Below are 17,024 nucleotides of genomic sequence, written 5' to 3'. Positions count from 1 at the left end.
CAACGTGATACCTTCGCGACCGCAATGGGGTATCATGATGACGTCTACAAATTGAACCTCGTTGTAGGCTTACACGGTCAGGGTCCTTCAATGAAAAACGCCGCCCGCTATTTCAGCGAACGGCGTTGATCGCGTAGTTTCTTGCTCGGCCGAAAGCCGCGCTTGCGCTTTACGCGAGAGCTTTCAGTGCGGCCTTGCCGGCATATTTAGCCTGGGTGCCGAGCTGCTGCTCGATGCGCAGCAGCTGATTGTACTTGGCGGTACGATCCGCGCGTGCCAGCGAGCCGGTCTTGATCTGTCCGCAATTGGTGGCGACGGCGAGATCGGCAATCGTGGAATCTTCAGTCTCACCCGAACGGTGCGACATGACCGCGGTATAGCCCGCCTTGTAGGCCATCTCGACGGCGCTCAGCGTTTCGGTCAGCGAGCCGATCTGGTTGACCTTGATCAGGATCGAATTGGCGCGGCCATTCTTGATGCCGTCGGCAAGACGCGTGACATTGGTGACGAACAGATCATCGCCGACCAGTTGGCACTTCGAACCGATCAGGTCGGTGAGCTGCTTCCAGCCGTCCATATCGTCTTCCGACATGCCGTCCTCGATGGAGACGATCGGATAGTTGGCGACGAGCTGCGCGAGGTACTTGGCCTGTTCGGAGATGTTGCGGGTCTTGTTCTCGCCGCCATAGACGTAAGCGCCGTCCTTGAAGAATTCGGTGGCGGCGCAATCCATCGCCAGCATTACGTCCTTGCCGGCGCTGTAGCCAGCCTTGGTGATGGCGGCCATCACAAAGTCCAGCGCCGCTTCGGCCGAACCGATATTGGGTGCGAAGCCGCCTTCGTCACCGACATTGGTGTTGTGGCCGGCCTTCTTCAGCTCGCCCTTCAGCGTGTGGAAGATCTCGGCGCCGCAGCGCAGGCCTTCGGCGAAGGTCGACGCGCCCACCGGCATGATCATGAATTCCTGGAAGTCGATCGGATTGTCGGCATGCATGCCGCCATTGATGATGTTCATCATCGGCACCGGCAGCGTGCGGGCCGAGGTCCCGCCGACATAGCGATACAGCGGCATATCGAAGGATTCCGCAGCCGCTTTGGCGGCGGCCAGCGAGACGCCGAGGATCGCATTGGCGCCGAGGCGCGACTTGTTCGGGGTGCCGTCGAGCTCGATCATGATCTCGTCGAGCTGGACCTGGTTCTCCACGTCCATGCCGCCGATGGCGTCGAAGATCTCGCCATTGACGGCATCGACCGCTTTCTGCACGCCCTTACCGAGATAGCGGGACTTGTCGCCGTCGCGCAGCTCGACCGCCTCATGGGCGCCGGTGGAGGCACCCGACGGAACCGCGGCGCGGCCCATCGACCCGTCTTCGAGGACGACGTCGACTTCAACCGTGGGATTGCCGCGGCTATCGAGAATTTCGCGGCCGATGATGTCGACGATGGCGGTCATGAATGCCCTCTTTGTGCTGGGGGTGGGTCGTTGGCGCCGCTTCTACAGCAAGCCTCCCGGCGGGAAAACCCCGCCTGACGTGACGACTGGCCCGGGATTGGCTATGAACCGCCATAACGGAGATATTTATGTCAAAAACACCCCACAAATCCCCGAAATTGCCAGATGACTTGCAGCTCGGCCGCGCTGTGGAATGGCCGACCTCCCCCGAACAGGCCAAGCTCGACCGGGTGCCGAACCCGCAGAAGGACACCAATTACGTGGTGCGCTTCACGGCTCCGGAATTCACCTCGCTGTGCCCGATCACCGGCCAGCCGGATTTCGCCCATCTGATGATCGACTATGTGCCCGGCCAGTGGCTGGTCGAGTCGAAGTCGCTCAAGCTGTATCTCGCCTCGTTCCGCAATCACGGTGCCTTCCACGAGGATTGCACCGTGGAGATCGGCAAGCGCGTCGCCTCCGCCATCAAGCCGAAATGGCTGCGTATCGGTGGCTACTGGTATCCGCGCGGCGGCATCCCCATCGACGTGTTCTGGCAGACCGGAACGCTGCCCAAGGGCGTCTGGGTCCCCGAGCAAGGCGTCGCTCCGTATCGCGGGCGGGGATGAAACCTCAGCCCGAAAGGGAAACAACGGAAGATCCAAGCATGCGCCAGCGCAAATCCGCGCGTCTGCTCGTCGTCGACAACGACGGGCGCGTTTTGCTCTTCCGTTTTATTCACAGATCAGGTGCCCTCGCCGGCCAGGATTATTGGGCAACACCGGGCGGAGGTTTAGAGGAAGGTGAGACCTTCCATGACGCTGCCATTCGCGAACTCCGGGAAGAAACGGGCTTGATCCGCGATACGGTCGGTGAGCCTGTGGCGGACCGAGAGTTCAGTCTACAAATGCCCGATGGCGAGTGTGTCAGCGCGTTCGAGAAATATTACCTCGTAACATCGCACGATGCCACGCTGTCCCGTCTCGGATGGACCCCGGATGAGTCGGAAGTGATCGCCGATCACCACTGGTGGTCGCGAGATGAATTGATGCACACGACCGAGATCGTCTGGCCTGAACAAATACTGCAGATGCTGGCGACCGCCGCACCACGCTAGCCCGACATCAAGCGCTTCCCGCATCCGCCGGCTTGGTCGATTTCAGCAGCTTTGCTGCCGCAAATCCAAGCGCAAACACGATAGCGGCTGACAGCAGCAGCGTCGGCATCTTGCCGGCGTGCGCCAAACCGAAACCATAGGCGATCGGGCCGACTGACTGGCCCATGAAGAAGCAGAAGGCGTGCAGCGACATGGCGCTGGCGCGGGCTTCCTGCGAGAGCTCCGTCGAGAAGATCTGCAGCGAGCCGTGCAGCATGTAGAAGCCCCAGCCCATCAGCAGCAGGCTCAGTGCCTGGATTTGCCAGTTCGGGCTGAAGGCGGTCGCGGCAAGCTGGATCGCGATCACGATGCCGCCATAGATCATCATGCCGTTGATGCCGAGCCGCGCCAGCATGCGCGACACGGTCGCCGTATAGAACAGGCCGCCGACGGCAAAGCAGGCGATCACGAGGCCGGCGATCGAGAGGCTTGTGACGCCGCGGTCGAACAGGAATGACGAGATATAGGGAAACAGGCCGAGGATACAGCAGCCCTCGACGAACACGGCACTGTAGACGATCAGCGTGTTCGGGTTGCGGAAGATCACCTTGTAGCCCTGGGCAAGCTTGCCGAAATCCGCTTTCACAGTCGGCTTGATGATCGCGGCGCCCTTGAAGCCATACGCCACCGCGACCGATGCGACGATCGCGAGGCCGCCGAGAATAACCAGCACGCCGCGCCAGCCGAAGAAATCGCCGATTACGCCGGATGCGGTCGATCCCAGGAGGTTGCCGGTCATGGCGCCGGCCATCACGCGGCTGAGCGCCACCTGACGCAGCTTCGGCCCGACCAGATCGCTGGTCAGGCTGAGCGTCACCGGAAACACCCCGCCTGCCCCAATGCCGGCCAGCACGCGCGTCGCCAGCAGCAGCGGATAGTCGGTGGTGATCGCGCCGAGAATATTGGCGATGCCGAGCAGAACCAGACAGACGATCATCAGGCGCGGCTTGCCGAACAGGTCGGCGGCAGCACCGAGTGCCGGCTGCACAATGGCGAAGGTGAAGGCCAGTGCGGAGGCCAGACCGGCGGCGATCGCCACCGTGATGGACAGATCGTCGGCGACATGCGGCAGCACCGGATCCAGCGCGCGCATCGACAGCGCGGCGGCGAAGGACGCCAGTGCGATGATATTGAGGACCGGAGGCATCAGCGCGCCACCAGCGCCGCGGCAGAGGGCTGCATGATCAGGCCTTGGCCGCCGTCTCTTTGGCCAGCGCGTCGAACGCCATCAGGTTCTTCACCAGCGCCTCGAAATCGCGGAGCGGCACCATGTTCGGCCCATCGGACGGCGCATTATCCGGATCGGGATGGGTCTCGATAAAGACACCGGCGACACCGACGGCCACGGCCGCACGCGCCAGCACCGGCACGAATTCGCGTTCGCCACCCGATGATGTCCCTTTGCCGCCCGGCTGCTGCACCGAATGGGTCGCGTCGAAGATCACAGGCGCGCCGGTGGTCCGCGCGAGGATCGGCAGCGCCCGCATGTCCGAGACCAGCGTGTTGTAACCGAACGACGCGCCGCGCTCGGTGACCAGCACCTTGTCATTGCCCGACGATGTCAGCTTGCTGACGACATTGGCCATGTCCCAGGGCGCCAGGAACTGGCCCTTCTTCACATTGACGACCTTGCCGGTCGCGGCAGCGGCCAGGAGCAGATCGGTCTGCCGGCACAGGAAGGCCGGGATCTGTAGCACGTCCACTGCCTCGGCAGCGCGGGCGCATTGATCGTTCTCATGCACGTCCGTGAGAACAGGCAGGCCAAGCGTCTCGCGGATCTCGGCAAAGATCGGCAGCGCGTCGTCCAGGCCGATGCCGCGCGCCGCGGAGGCGCTGGTGCGGTTGGCCTTGTCGAACGAGGTCTTGAAGACGAGACCGATCTTGAGCCGGTTCGCGATCTCCTTCAGCGCATGGGCCACTTCGAGCGCATGCGCGCGGCTTTCCAGCTGGCATGGCCCGGCGATCACCGAAATCGGCAGAGCATTGCCGAAGCGGACGGTGCCGAGGGCGACGACGGGCGCGGCTGTGGAGGATGCGGTCAAAATGGTCTCCTTATGCCGGCGACCATGACCGCAGGACCGGGCGGGATGCAAGCCGGATCAGGCCCATCCCGCCGGTCGGAATATCAGGGTTGCGGCGGGAGCCGCCTCCAAACTGACCAGGGCGGCCTCCGCACCGGGCGGACCGGCCTGCCCCGGGACCAGGCTTACTTCAGCGCCGAGAAGGCCGTCGGCGCCAGCAGCTGGCTGACGATATTGCCAACGATCTGGCCGTCCTCTTCGGACTTGGCGCGCGCCGACATCCATTCCGGGTCGGACATGAAGGCAGTCCAGACTTTCTCGCGCTCTGCGAGAGATTCCCATTTGAGAATGTAAGTGAGTTCCTGATTGGATTCGCCGATCACCGTGGTGAAGAAACCGGACTGCCGGATGCCGTGCTTCTCCCAGAGCTTCAATGTGACAGATTCAAATCGCTTGATCAGCGCCGGCAAACGTCCCGGCAAACAGCGATAGACGCGTAATTCATAGATCATCGGCTTTGGTTCCTTCCCTTTTTGTCAGCCTTGAAAGACTCTAACGCATGGCTTGTTGCGGCATCGTCCCTTGCCTGCGCAACGTCAGGCTTACATCATGCCGCCTGTGACGCAACCGACTTGGATCCACGATGCAAAAGCCCCTTTTGTCGCTAGTCGCCCTGATGACACTGACCGTGTCTGCCACCGCTCAACAGCCCGGCAAGATCACGTCGGGCGCCACCGGCGTGATGGTCGATGGCAAGCCGGCGGCACGCGTCGGTGACACCACCACCGACGGCAAGATCATCGAGGGTGCGAAGGGCGTCTACATTAACGGCAAGCCTGCGGCCGTCGTCGGCGGCAGCACCGAATGCGGCGGTAAGACCATCTCGGGCAGCAACGGCGTGTTCATCAACGGCAAGCCGATGGCCCGTGCCGGCGACAGCACATCGGGCTGCAAGTAGGACTTGCCGGAGATGTCTTTGTCATCCCGGGCGCAATGGGCCGCCGGCGTTGCCGCTCGGCTTGCTATCGCCATCGCCAGTGGCCTCATCCTATTGCCGGCTTTCGCCCCCGTCGCCGAAGCGCAGAACAGCCGCGCACCCAGCGAGCGCGAGCTCACAGCCAAGATTCAGGATGCGTTAAACGCGTTACGCGCCAGCAATGATGGCAGCGGCCGCGATCGACTGAAGAACGCACTGCGCGAGGTTACGCAGAGCAACTATCACAGCCTCACAATCACGGCCTATCTCAATGCCGCCAGTTCGTTCGAGCGGCGGCGCGACAACGCGACCGTGTCGGAGCTTTTTGCCGAAGCGGCCAAGACCCGCGCCGCACGCGACGGCGGCCGCGATGCGGTTACATTCTGGTTCGAATACGCGCGCTTCCTCGAACGCAGCAATCAATATGATCTCGGCATTCCCGTGGCGACCGAAGCCCGCAAGCGCATGCGCGCGGAATACGGCCTGAATTCAGCGCAGGACATTGCCGGCGGCGACATCCTCGCGACGCTGCTGACCAATAACGGCGCCGTCGCATCCGGCCTCAACCTGTCCGAAGAGACTTACCTCAACGCGCGAAAGGCACTCGGCGACCGCGAGCCGCTGACCTGGCGCACCGAGAACAATTATGCCGAAGCGCTGCGCATGGTCGGGCATCCCGACGTCGCCGCGGGGATCGACGAACCACTGCTGCGCAAGCGCATCGCGCATTACGGCTATGGCAGCATTCAGGCGCTGGTGAGCGCCAGCAATCTCGCGCTCAACCATCTGGCCATGGGCAACGAAGCCGAAACGCTCCGCGCGCTCGACTTGCAAAAGCGCTGCGCGACCGAACTCGCCGATCCCCGCTCCGAACATGTCCAGCAGGCCAATGTCTGGATCGCCTATACCAAAGCCTATTTCCATCCCGACCAGCAAATGAGCCACCCTGATCTGGAAGCCATGGCCAAGGTCAAGGACTGGAACGGCGCACCGGATCTCCTGCGCATCAAGGCGGCACAACTCGCTGCCGATCAGTATGAGACACGTGGCGAGACCGACCGCGCGCTGGCGCTGCGGATCGACGCCTATCACCGTTCGCAGAAGACCATTGCGCGTCAGCATCCGATCACATTCGATGCCTTGCTCGGTGTCGCGATGACTCGAATGAAGCGCGGCGACAAGGACACGCTGGCAACCTTCAAGGACGTCGAGCAGCAGGCGTTCCGCTGGATGCTGCGTGAGGTCGGCACGGCCGGCAACCGTTACGTCGCCGAGACCATGCGCAAACTGGCCGATGATATCCTGTATGAGTTCGGCCGCTACGCACTGGTCGAACCAGCCGCCGCCATCGCCTATGCCGACGCAGTGTCGCGCTGGAAGACGATGGAAGATGGCGAACGCACCATGCTGCGCCTGACGGCCGACCGGCTGCCTGACGACGCCACCAAGGCACTGGCACAGACCGTGCTGCGACTGTCCGGCCAGCAGCAGGAATTGCTGTCGTCGGGCAAGATCGATGACGACGCGCGCGACGTGCTCAGGCAGTTGCAGGACGCGCGGCAGGCGCTTGCGGCGAAGATGGGTAACAAGGCGCCGACCGATCTCCAGCTCCCATCCATCGAGGAAAGGCTCGAACGATCAGACGCGCTGGTCGACTTCTTCGTCAGCGGCCGCCGTAACCGCGTTAATCCGATCGCGCCAAAACCGGAGATGCGGCTGCAGGCCGTGATCCGCCGCCACAACACCGCGCCAGCACTGTTCGATCTCGGCCCGCTCGACAGCTTCCTCGCAGTCGATGCGACGTCGCCGGATCATGCAAAGCTCTTCCGTCGCCTCCATGACACGCTGCTCGGACCGCTGAAGCCGCAGCTCGCCGACGTGAGACGACTGTTTCTTGTCCCCGATGCCGAACTCTACAGCCTGCCCTTCGCGATGCTGCAGGATGCGGGCGGCCGCTATCTCGACGAGATTTACGACACCCGGATCATGACGCGCGCCGACGCGCTGTTCTTTGCGAACAACGACAACAGGCTTGCATCGGGCGACAAGGCGCTGTTGGTCGGCGGGCTCGACTATGCCGGCGCCGCCAATGAGCTACCCTCGACGAAGACCGAAGTTGATACGGTCAGCGCCGATCTGAAGAAGCGCAACCTTGTCGTTACCATCCTCTCGGGCAGCGACAGCGGCGAAGCGACGATCCGCGCCGATGCCAAAGGCGCGTCCCTGATCCATCTCGCCACCCACGGCTTCTACAAGACCGCCTCCAACCGCACCGACGCGCTCTGGCGCAGCGGCCTCGTTGCCTCGCGCCCCAATCTCAGCCGCCCGCCGCAGCGCGACGACAATGACGGCGTACTTTATGCGCACGAGCTGATGAACTGGGATTTGTCGTCGGCCAACCTTGTCGTGCTGTCCGCCTGCCAAACCGCGCTCGGCGATCCCAGCCGGATTGGCAGCGTGCGCGGCTTGCCCACCGCCCTTGCCATCGCCGGCGCCCGGCGTTCGCTGCTGACATTGTGGGAGGTCGCAGACGAAGGCACCGCCAACTTCATGGCGCGGTTCTATCAGGTGCTGGCCGACGAGAAACTCGATTACGCCAGCGCGCTCCGGAAGGTCCGCATCGAAGCGATCCAGGGCAAGATCACGGCCGCCAAAGACCCGTCGGTCTGGGCGGCGTTTGTATTCTTCGAGAGCTGAAACCTGTGGCTGAGCCGTAGGGTGAAGCGTAATCCGCCCTACGCGATCCCATCCGAACTACGCTTGCCTGAAGCCAGTCAGGAAGGAATCGAGGCAGTCCTGGATCGCATCGATGCCGTATCCGCCCTCCTGAACGATGAGCGTCGGCAGACCCAGTGATTGCATCTTGGTGCCGACGCTCCCGAAGTCCTTTGCGTCAAGCTTCAGGATGCCGATCGGATCATCGCGATGGGCATCAAAGCCAAGCGCCACGACAAGGGCATCGGCGCCAAATGCGCGAACGCGTTCGATCGCCGTGTCGAGCGCTGCATTCATCTCAGCACCACCGGCACCGGGCGGTAAGGGTAGATTGAGATCGAAGCCCTCGCCGGCTCCATGGCCGGTCTCGCTTGCATAGCCCGTATAGAACGGCACGAAATTCGTGGGGTCGCCGTGGATCGAGATCGTCAGCACATCTGGACGATTATAGAAAATCTGCTGCGTGCCATCGCCGTGATGAACATCGACATCGATGATCGCCACCTTTCCAAAGCGACTGCGCAATCGCTGCGCGGCAATCGCGCTGTTATTCAGGTAGCAGAAGCCTGTGCCGCGATCGGCGCGCGCGTGATGGCCCGACGGCCGGCACAGCGCATAGGCAGCGCGGTCCCCGCCGACGATAGCGTCTGCGCCAGTGACCGCTGTTTCCGACGAGCGCAGGATGGAACGCCAGCTATCGGGGCCCATCGGCACCGACAGATCGCCGAGATACCAGCCCACCTGAGCGATAAATCCGGTTGCCGGGCAATCCCGCCGTGCAGTCTCTTCCGGGCGTCCGCTCCAATACGGGAAATATTGCGGCCACACTTCCGGTCCGTGGTCAGGCAGTTGCGCCCAATTATCCCACGCGGTTTCCAAGAAGCGTACGTAAGCCGGCGTATGCACCGTCAGCGCGGGCGCAGTGCCGTACTCCGCCGGCTTTTCAGGCGTGATCTCGTGCCGCGCCAAAGCGCCGATCAGTCGTTCGGTGCGAACCGGCGAATCCTTGATGGGCACGAAGCGGCCGTAACGCATGAATTGCTGCGGCGAATGAATTGCCTGATCCGGGTGATAGAAAGCGCGCATGGATCATCCCTCTGTCCGTTCGGCCGGTCAGAAGACCGACGCCTCAGGGATCATTCGCATGATTGGTTTCTGCCGATCAATCGGCAGTCTGCGCAGCCCTTATGAGCGCAGCGACATGGGCAACTCGGTCGTAGGGCGGATTGATGAAGCGTGATCCGCCATCTTTCCGTCCCACACACGCCGACGGCGGACTACAGATTCGCCAAACCCGCTCCTCCGGTCTCACACCAGCCGGCTCTGCGCCGCCGCAGCCTTGATGAAGGACGCAAACAGCGGGTGCGGTTCGAACGGGCGCGACTTCAGTTCGGGATGATATTGCACGCCGATGAACCACGGATGGTTCTCGTATTCGACGATTTCGGGCAGCACGCCGTCCGGCGACAGGCCGGAGAACTTCAACCCATGCTTTTCAAGACGGTCTTTATAGGCCGTGTTGACCTCGTAGCGATGGCGATGGCGCTCGGAGATTTCGGTGGCGCCGCCATAGACGTCCGAGACCTTGCTGCCCTTGGTCAGCGTCGCCGGATAGGCGCCGAGCCGCATGGTGCCACCGAGATCGCCGGCATTGTGGCGCTTCTCGAGTTCGTTGCCGCGCAGCCATTCGGTCATCAGGCCGACGACCGGCTCCTTGGTCTCGCCGAACTCCGTGGAGTTGGCGTCCTTGATGCCGCCGAGGTTTCGCGCGGCTTCGATGACCGCCATTTGCATGCCGAAGCAAATTCCGAAGTAAGGCACGTTACGCTCGCGCGCGAACTGCGCTGCGCGGATCTTGCCCTCGGCACCGCGCTGGCCGAAGCCGCCGGGCACGAGAATGCCGTTGACGTGTTCGAGGAACGGCGCCGGATCTTCGTTCTCGAAGACTTCGCTTTCGATCCAGTCGAGATTGACCTTCACCTTGTTGGCGATACCGCCATGGGACAGCGCTTCGGTCAGCGACTTATAGGCGTCCTTCATGCCGGTATATTTGCCGACAATCGCGATGGTCACCGCGCCTTCCGGATGGCGGATACGCTCGTTGATGGTGTTCCAGGTCTTCAGCTCGGGCAGCGCCTTCGGCGTCATGCCGAAGGCCGCCAGCACTTCGTCGTCGAGGCCGGCGACGTGATAGGCCTCGGGCACCGCATAGATGTTGTCGACGTCGCGGGCCTCGATCACGGCGCTTTCGCGCACGTTACAGAACAGGCCGAGTTTGCGACGCTCTTCCTTGGGAATATCGCGATCGCAGCGGCACAGCAGGATGTCGGGCTGGATGCCGATCGAGCGCAGTTCCTTGACGGAATGCTGGGTCGGCTTGGTTTTCAATTCGCCGGCGCTCGGAATGTAGGGCAGCAGCGTCAGATGTACGAACACGGTGTCGCCGCGCGGCAAATCGTTGCGCAACTGACGGATCGCCTCGAAGAACGGCAAGCCCTCGATGTCGCCGACAGTGCCGCCGATCTCGACCAGCACGAAGTCATAGCCGTCATTGTCCGACAGGACGAAGTCCTTAATGGCGTTGGTGACGTGCGGGATCACCTGGATGGTAGCGCCGAGATAATCGCCGCGGCGTTCCTTGGTGAGGATGTCCTGATAGATTCGCCCGGTGGTGATGTTGTCCTGCTTGGTGGCAGGTCGCCCGGTGAAGCGCTCGTAATGGCCGAGATCGAGATCGGTCTCGGCGCCGTCGTCGGTCACGAACACTTCGCCGTGCTGATACGGCGACATCGTTCCGGGATCGAGGTTGAGATAGGGGTCGAGCTTGCGAAGCCGGACCTTGTAGCCACGCGCCTGCAACAGCGCGCCTAACGCCGCTGAAGCCAGACCTTTACCGAGCGAGGAAACCACGCCGCCGGTGATGAAAATGTACCGCGCCATGGGACTTAACCTTTAAGGCTCCGAAACCGATTCGCCAAAACGAATCGCAGCCGTCAGCCGAGAATCGGTGAGGCTGTGGGTGACTTGAAAAACGAAATGATTGCAGCCCCTTGATGGGATCTGCTGATGCAGGACGGTAGTCCCCGTCCTGCATGGCGCCTCTGCTTTATTGCGAGCGCGGCGGTGCCGGGGCTGCAGGAACCTGCTGTTCGTCGGATTTCTTCAGCGTATCCAGCAGGCCGCCCGAGGTTGGCGGAGCCAGCGGCGAGCCCGGCTGCGACACCGGCGCGGTCGAGCCCGGCAGGATCGAAGTCGGCTTGCGCTCATAGGTCGCGAGCCACGACAGGAACAGGCTGGTCAGGAAGAAGCCCACCGCAAGAACGCCGGTGGTGCGTGTCAGAAGGTTCGCCGTGCCGCGGCTCGACATGAAGCCGCCACCGCCGCCGCCACCGACGCCCAGGCCGCCGCCTTCGGATTTCTGCAGCAGCACCGTCCCGATCAGGGCCGCAACGATCATGAGGTGAATAACGATAATGACGCTTTGCATCGTGTCCTTCCATCGCAAGCACGCAGCGCCGATCGCCGGCTGCAGTCGTGGCTTGCGGGGTTTGAATCCAGCGGTGTCTACACGATCGACCGGGGGATTGTCACCCCCGCGCCGACCGGTCTGGACCGCAAATTCCAGCATTCCGTGGGAGTTAGGGACAGCCCGCCGCGATCGCAAGGAAATCGGCGGCCTTCAGGCTGGCGCCGCCCACCAGCGCACCGTTCACGTGAGGAACCGCCATCAACTCCTTGGCGTTGGATGGCTTGACCGAACCGCCATAGAGGATGCGGATCGAGGCACCCTCGTTCTTAAAGCGTTCAGTCAAACGATCCCGGATAAACTTATGAACTTGCTCGACATCTTGAACTGTCGGCGTCAGTCCGGTGCCGATCGCCCAGACCGGTTCATAAGCCACGATCAGGTTGCCTGAGGTGGCATCGTCCGGCAGCGAGCCCTGGAGCTGGGTGCCGCAGACATCGAGCGTCTTGCCGGCATCACGTTCGGCCTGGGTCTCGCCGATGCAGACGATCGCCGTGAGCCCGGCGCGCCAGACGGCCAGCGCCTTTTCGCGAACCACGGCATCGGTCTCGCCGTGATCGGCGCGGCGTTCGGAATGTCCAACGATAACAGCGGTCGCGCCGGCATCGGCCAACATTTCGGGCGCAATATCGCCGGTATGCGCGCCTGAGACGTTCTTGTGACAATCCTGCGCCCCGACAGAGACGACGTGGCGGCCCTCCTGCCCGAAGCTCGATGCCTTCGATGCGAAACTCGCCAACAGCGTGACCGGGGGACAGACCAGCAGATCGGCCTTGTCCAGCACATCCGGCGCGCCGCGCAGCATCGCTTCGAACTCGGTCATCGACGCCTTGAGGCCGTTCATTTTCCAGTTGCCGGCGATCAGCGGCCGAACGGCATCAGTCATGAGGATATCCTGTCATTTGAAAGAGGTTATCTGAGCTAACAGAGGCGATCCGCCAGCTCAAGCCGACCTGGAGTTCAGGCAGGTTTGGAGTTCAGGCCGGTTTGGTGACCCGCAACCCGCGCTCTTGCTTGATCTGGTCAGCCGTGAGGTCCGGGGCCGAGGGATCGAACTTGCTCCAGCCCGTTGCGGCCAGATCGGTGCGGCGCTGGGCGATATCGACCGATGATGGGTGCAGCAACGCCTCGAGGCGGTCCTTGTCGGCCACCTCGACCTTGGCGCTGACGAGGCTGCCGCCGCGGCGGATGCTCTCGGCATAGACCTCAGCATCGTTCACGGCGACGCCGGCTTCGGCCAGCATCCCGATCACGCCACCAGCTGCGCCCGCGGCTACGGCGCCGGCTGCGGCCGCTGCCAGCCATCCGGCAGCCACGACCGGTCCGAGCCCGGGAATCGCCAGCAGTCCGAGGCCAGCCAATAGTCCGCCGACCCCGCCAAAACCGGCGCCGATCGCGGCGCCCTTGCCGGCGCCCGCGGCATAATCGGGCGCGTACCATTTGTCGGCATTGTTGGCGATGATGCTGATGTCGTCTTCGGCCACGCCGGCTTCACGAAGGTTGATAACGGCCTTCTGCGCGTCGGCGTAGTCGTCGAACAGCCGGGAGATCGTCACCTTGCTCATCGCGCTATCCCCACGGTCATTCCGGCTTCGCCGAGACGTTACCCTTGTAGTCGACGCTGACATGGACCTTCTTGGATCCGCTCATCGCAGTGCCGCGCCAGATCCCCTGGCTGTCGTTCACCAGCGGCGACACGTCGACATAGCCTTGTGACTCCAACGACTTGCGAGCCTGACCTTCAGTAAAACTATTGGCGCCGGGACGTGGCGGCGTTTCTGTTTTCGGCTGCGAATTCGTCGACTTCGTCACCGTGGGATTCTGCATCGCCGGATTTGGCTGCGCGCCTGCCGGCGCGAGCGCCATCCAGATGCCGCAGGCGGCAACTCCCGATCGCCAACCGATCCGCATGATGTCTCCCGGCAGGCCTGAACGCCCGCTCAACAAAGCGGCAGCGGGCCGGAAAGTTCCATGTGCCGCTAATGCCTCGCGGTAGCGCCGGAAACCGCTTCAATCCGCCCCGCCCCAGCCGGTTGCGACCCGGCTTTTGCCACTTTATGATGCGCCTCCTATTTGGCGACGCCCTCCGGCCCCATGGGCTGCTGGTGCGAGCCGATTCCCCTCCTGACAGATAAGAAGACCCTATGCTTCGAGGAATGCGCAAAGCCTCATCCAACTGGATTGGCAAGACGATTATGGCCGTCGTGATGGGCGTGCTGATTGTCAGCTTCGGCATCTGGGGCATCGCCGACGCGTTCAAGGGCTATGGACAGTCCAAGCTCGCCACCATCGGCTCGACCGAGATCACGACCGAGCAGTTCCGCCAGCTCTATAACGACAAGCTGCAGCAGATCGGCCGCCAGTTCGGCCGCCCGCTGACCTCGGATCAGGCCCGTGCTTTCGGCCTCGACCGCCAGGTCCTGCAGCAGGTCGTCGCCGAAGCGGCCCTGGATGAAGACGCGCGTCGCAAGGGTCTCGGTGTCGGCGACGCCGAGGTGATGCGGCAGATCATTGCGGACCCGAACTTCCAGAGCCCGACCGGCGGCTTCGATGCGCCGCGCTTCCAGCAGCTGATCCGCTCGCTTGGCTTCACCGAGCAGCGCTACATCGCCGAACAGCGCAAGGTCTCTCTGCGCCGCCAGATCGCCGGCACCGTCACGTCAGGCGTCGAACCGCCGAAGACGATGATCGAGGCGCTGAGCCGCTACCAGAACGAGACCCGCACCGTCGATTACGTGAAGCTCGATGCTGCGCAGGCCGGGACCATTGAGGCGCCCTCGCCCGAAGCCCTCGCCGCCTATTTCGACGAGCGCAAGACCCAGTTCCGCGCCCCCGAATATCGCAAGATCGCCTTCCTCGCCTTGACGCCTGATGAGATGGCGAAGTGGTCGACGGTGTCGGACGACGACGCCAGGAAAGTGTTCGAAGAGCGCAAGGACAAACTCTCCACGCCGGAACAGCGCCAGATCTCGCAGATCGTCTTCCCGAACGTGGCGGACGCTGAAGCCGGCCGCGCCAAGTTGAACGATACGTTCAAGTTCGAGGACCTCGCCAAGGAACGCGGCCTGTCCGCCTCCGACATCGATCTCGGCATGGTTGCCAAAGCGGGCATTATCGATCCCTCCGTCGCCAATGCTGCCTTCTCGCTGGCACCGGATGGCATCAGCCAGCCGATCACCGGACGGTTCGGCGTAACGCTGGTCAAGGTCGGCAAGGTTCAGGCCGGCACGACGCCGAGCTATGACAGTGTTGCCGCCAACCTGAAGCGCGATATCGCCATCGAGCGCGCCCGCGCCATCGTGTCCGACATGCACAACAAGATCGAGGACGAACGCGGTGGCGGCGCCAATGTCGTCGATACCGCCAAGAAGCTCGGCCTCACCGCCGTCACCATCGAGGCGGTCGATCGCTCCGGTCGCACCCCCGACGGCCAGCCCGTTGCCGGCCTGCCCACGGGTGTGGACGTCGTGACCCAGGCCTTCAACAGCGATGTCGGCGTCGACAACGACGCATTGCAGGCCGGCGGCGGTTACATCTGGTACGACGTGCTCGGCGTCACGCCGGCGCGCGACCGTACGCTCGACGAAGTGAAGCCGCAGGTCGAGGCACGCTGGCGCGAAGAGCAGATCACCACCCGCCTACGCGACAAGGCTGTCGACATGGCGAAGAAGCTCGAAAGCGGCGCCAAGCTCGCCGACGAAGCCGCAACAGCCGGCCTCAAGGTCGTGACCTCCGCGCCATTCAAGCGCGACGCGAGCGATCCGGCTCTCTCGGCCGGCGTGATCCAGTCCGTATTCCGCGGCGTCAAGGATTCGGCCGGACAGGCGCAGGGTGCCACGCCGTCGGAATGGATCGTCTACCGGATCACCGATGTCACCGCGCCTGCGGTTGATATGGCCTCCGAAGATGCCAAGAAGCTGAAGGAGACGCTGCAGCGCGGGCTGACCGACGAACAGGTCGCGCAGTATGTCACCAGGCTCGAGACGCAGATCGGCACCAAGATCAACGCGGAAGCCGTTGCGATCGCCACTGGTGCCGCGAACAGCAACACCAATTAGGAAACCCACGTCGTTATTGCGGGCGCAGCGAAGCCATCCAGAAGCAACAAGCAAAGGCTGGATGGCTTCGTCGCAGATGTCGCCTGCAATGACAGTGCATCACTCTGAAAGCATCCGATGGACAATCTCAGGGCAATCATTGCCAAGGTCGCGACCGGCGCCTCCCTCTCGCGTGAGGAAGCCTCGGCGGCCTTCGACAGCATGATGTCGGGCGAAGCCACGCCTTCGCAGATGGGCGGCCTGCTGATGGCGCTGCGCGTGCGCGGCGAGACCGTGGACGAGATCACCGGCGCGGTTGAGGTAATGCGCGCCAAGATGCTGCGGGTCGACGCACCGGCCGGCGCTGTCGATGTGGTCGGTACCGGCGGCGACGGCTCCGGCTCCGTGAACGTCTCGACCTGCGCCTCCTTCATCGTCGCCGGTTGCGGTGTGCCGGTGGCCAAGCATGGCAATCGTGCGCTGTCGTCGCGCTCCGGCGCGGCCGACGTGCTGGCGGCCCTCGGCGTCAGGATCGATCTCACGCCCGACGACGTCAGCCGCTGCCTTAGAGAGACAGGCATCGGCTTCATGTTTGCGCCGGCGCATCATCCGGCCATGAAGAATGTCGGCCCGACCCGTGTCGAGCTCGCCACCCGCACGATTTTCAATCTGCTGGGACCGCTTTCCAATCCGGCGGGAGTCACCCGGCAGATGGTCGGCGTGTTCTCGCGGCAATGGGTGCTGCCGCTGGCACAGGTGCTGAAGAATCTCGGCTCCGAATCCGCCTGGGTGGTGCACGGCTCCGACGGCCTCGATGAGATCACCCTCACCGGCCCGACCTTTGTGGCAGCGCTGGAGAACGGCAATATCCGCAGCTTTGAGATTTCGCCCGAGGACGCGGGCCTGCCGCGCACCGGTCCGGATTCCCTGAAGGGCGGCGACGCCCAGGAGAACGCCGCCTCACTGCAGGCCGTGCTCGATGGCAAGCCAAGCGCCTTTCGTGACGTCGCGCTGCTCAATGCAGCCGCGGCCCTGATCGTGGCCGGCAAGGTCAAGGACGTGAAGGAAGGCGTGGCACTCGGTCAGAAGTCACTCGACAGCGGTGCGGCGCTGGAGAAGCTGAAGCGACTGGTCGCCGTCTCCAACGCCAACCTGTGAGAC

The 17,024-nt window shown here is 63.2% G+C and carries 17 protein-coding genes; 7 read left to right on the top strand and 10 right to left on the bottom strand.

Translation table 11 applies throughout. From position 1 onward, the window contains the following. Positions 1–169: 169 nt before the first annotated feature. Positions 170–1,453, bottom strand: a complete 1,284-nt coding sequence (gene eno, locus AB8B20_RS02280; RefSeq protein ID WP_120289946.1) for a phosphopyruvate hydratase — start codon at positions 1,451–1,453, stop codon at positions 170–172. 128 nt (positions 1,454–1,581) lie between these two features. Here eno and queF point away from each other — a divergent pair, with 128 nt between their 5' ends. Continuing rightward, entirely contained in the window at positions 1,582–2,061 is a 480-nt protein-coding gene (queF, locus tag AB8B20_RS02275; RefSeq protein WP_439071551.1) for a preQ(1) synthase, read from the top strand. Between the two features lie 38 nt (positions 2,062–2,099). After that, the gene (locus AB8B20_RS02270) at positions 2,100–2,549 is read left to right on the top strand and encodes an NUDIX hydrolase (protein ID WP_439071550.1); all 450 of its coding nucleotides are present in this window, start codon (positions 2,100–2,102) and stop codon (positions 2,547–2,549) included. 7 nt (positions 2,550–2,556) lie between these two features. Here the strand turns inward: AB8B20_RS02270 and AB8B20_RS02265 are convergent, their stop codons facing one another. The 3 genes from AB8B20_RS02265 to AB8B20_RS02255 all read right to left on the bottom strand — a co-directional run bounded on the left by AB8B20_RS02265 (position 2,557) and on the right by AB8B20_RS02255 (position 5,121). Then, a complete protein-coding gene (locus tag AB8B20_RS02265; protein WP_439071549.1) occupies positions 2,557–3,735 on the bottom strand; it encodes an MFS transporter in 1,179 nt (392 codons plus the stop codon). 37 nt (positions 3,736–3,772) lie between these two features. Next, positions 3,773–4,630, bottom strand: a complete 858-nt coding sequence (gene kdsA, locus AB8B20_RS02260) for a 3-deoxy-8-phosphooctulonate synthase (protein WP_439071548.1) — start codon at positions 4,628–4,630, stop codon at positions 3,773–3,775. Between the two features lie 164 nt (positions 4,631–4,794). After that, a complete protein-coding gene (locus AB8B20_RS02255; RefSeq protein WP_089264511.1) occupies positions 4,795–5,121 on the bottom strand; it encodes an NIPSNAP family protein in 327 nt (108 codons plus the stop codon). A gap of 131 nt (positions 5,122–5,252) precedes the next feature. On the opposite strand from AB8B20_RS02255, the gene AB8B20_RS02250 reads away from it, so the two are divergent. Beyond that, a complete protein-coding gene (locus AB8B20_RS02250) occupies positions 5,253–5,567 on the top strand; it encodes a PAAR domain-containing protein (protein WP_439063782.1) in 315 nt (104 codons plus the stop codon). A gap of 12 nt (positions 5,568–5,579) precedes the next feature. Then, positions 5,580–8,282, top strand: coding sequence for a CHAT domain-containing protein (locus tag AB8B20_RS02245; protein WP_439071547.1), 2,703 nt, complete (start codon positions 5,580–5,582; stop codon positions 8,280–8,282). 57 nt (positions 8,283–8,339) lie between these two features. On the opposite strand, the gene AB8B20_RS02240 is transcribed toward AB8B20_RS02245, so the two are convergent. After that, positions 8,340–9,386 carry a histone deacetylase family protein gene (locus AB8B20_RS02240; protein WP_439071546.1) on the bottom strand — a complete coding sequence of 349 codons (1,047 nt, stop codon included), beginning with the start codon at positions 9,384–9,386 and terminating at the stop codon, positions 8,340–8,342. Between AB8B20_RS02240 and AB8B20_RS02235 the strand changes: the two genes are divergently transcribed. Then, complete coding sequence (locus AB8B20_RS02235) at positions 9,385–9,540, top strand: hypothetical protein (protein ID WP_158596801.1); 156 nt, start codon at positions 9,385–9,387, stop codon at positions 9,538–9,540. The two genes, AB8B20_RS02240 and AB8B20_RS02235, sit on opposite strands and share 2 nt — an antisense overlap. A gap of 68 nt (positions 9,541–9,608) precedes the next feature. On the opposite strand, the gene AB8B20_RS02230 is transcribed toward AB8B20_RS02235, so the two are convergent. The 5 genes from AB8B20_RS02230 to AB8B20_RS02210 all read right to left on the bottom strand — a co-directional run bounded on the left by AB8B20_RS02230 (position 9,609) and on the right by AB8B20_RS02210 (position 13,737). Continuing rightward, on the bottom strand, positions 9,609–11,240 hold the full coding sequence (locus tag AB8B20_RS02230) for a CTP synthase (RefSeq protein WP_068730833.1): 1,632 nt from the start codon (positions 11,238–11,240) through the stop codon (positions 9,609–9,611). Between the two features lie 166 nt (positions 11,241–11,406). After that, the gene (secG, locus tag AB8B20_RS02225; RefSeq protein WP_439071545.1) at positions 11,407–11,787 is read right to left on the bottom strand and encodes a preprotein translocase subunit SecG; all 381 of its coding nucleotides are present in this window, start codon (positions 11,785–11,787) and stop codon (positions 11,407–11,409) included. Between the two features lie 151 nt (positions 11,788–11,938). Beyond that, positions 11,939–12,712 carry a triose-phosphate isomerase gene (gene tpiA / locus AB8B20_RS02220; protein ID WP_439071544.1) on the bottom strand — a complete coding sequence of 258 codons (774 nt, stop codon included), beginning with the start codon at positions 12,710–12,712 and terminating at the stop codon, positions 11,939–11,941. 91 nt (positions 12,713–12,803) lie between these two features. After that, the gene (locus AB8B20_RS02215; RefSeq protein WP_439071543.1) at positions 12,804–13,391 is read right to left on the bottom strand and encodes a general stress protein; all 588 of its coding nucleotides are present in this window, start codon (positions 13,389–13,391) and stop codon (positions 12,804–12,806) included. Positions 13,392–13,407: 16 nt separating this feature from the next. Continuing rightward, positions 13,408–13,737, bottom strand: coding sequence for a PepSY domain-containing protein (locus AB8B20_RS02210; protein WP_439071542.1), 330 nt, complete (start codon positions 13,735–13,737; stop codon positions 13,408–13,410). A gap of 233 nt (positions 13,738–13,970) precedes the next feature. On the opposite strand from AB8B20_RS02210, the gene AB8B20_RS02205 reads away from it, so the two are divergent. Beyond that, positions 13,971–15,884 carry a SurA N-terminal domain-containing protein gene (locus tag AB8B20_RS02205; RefSeq protein ID WP_439071541.1) on the top strand — a complete coding sequence of 638 codons (1,914 nt, stop codon included), beginning with the start codon at positions 13,971–13,973 and terminating at the stop codon, positions 15,882–15,884. A 117-nt stretch (positions 15,885–16,001) separates the two neighbouring features. Beyond that, positions 16,002–17,021, top strand: coding sequence for an anthranilate phosphoribosyltransferase (gene trpD, locus AB8B20_RS02200; RefSeq protein ID WP_120289973.1), 1,020 nt, complete (start codon positions 16,002–16,004; stop codon positions 17,019–17,021). Positions 17,022–17,024 lie beyond the last annotated feature (3 nt).

This window comes from Tardiphaga sp. 866_E4_N1_4, assembly GCF_052076075.1.
GTDB lineage: Bacteria > Pseudomonadota > Alphaproteobacteria > Rhizobiales > Xanthobacteraceae > Tardiphaga > Tardiphaga robiniae.
Note: the sequence above shows the minus strand (reverse complement) of the source record. Positions and strands in the feature narration are given on the sequence as shown.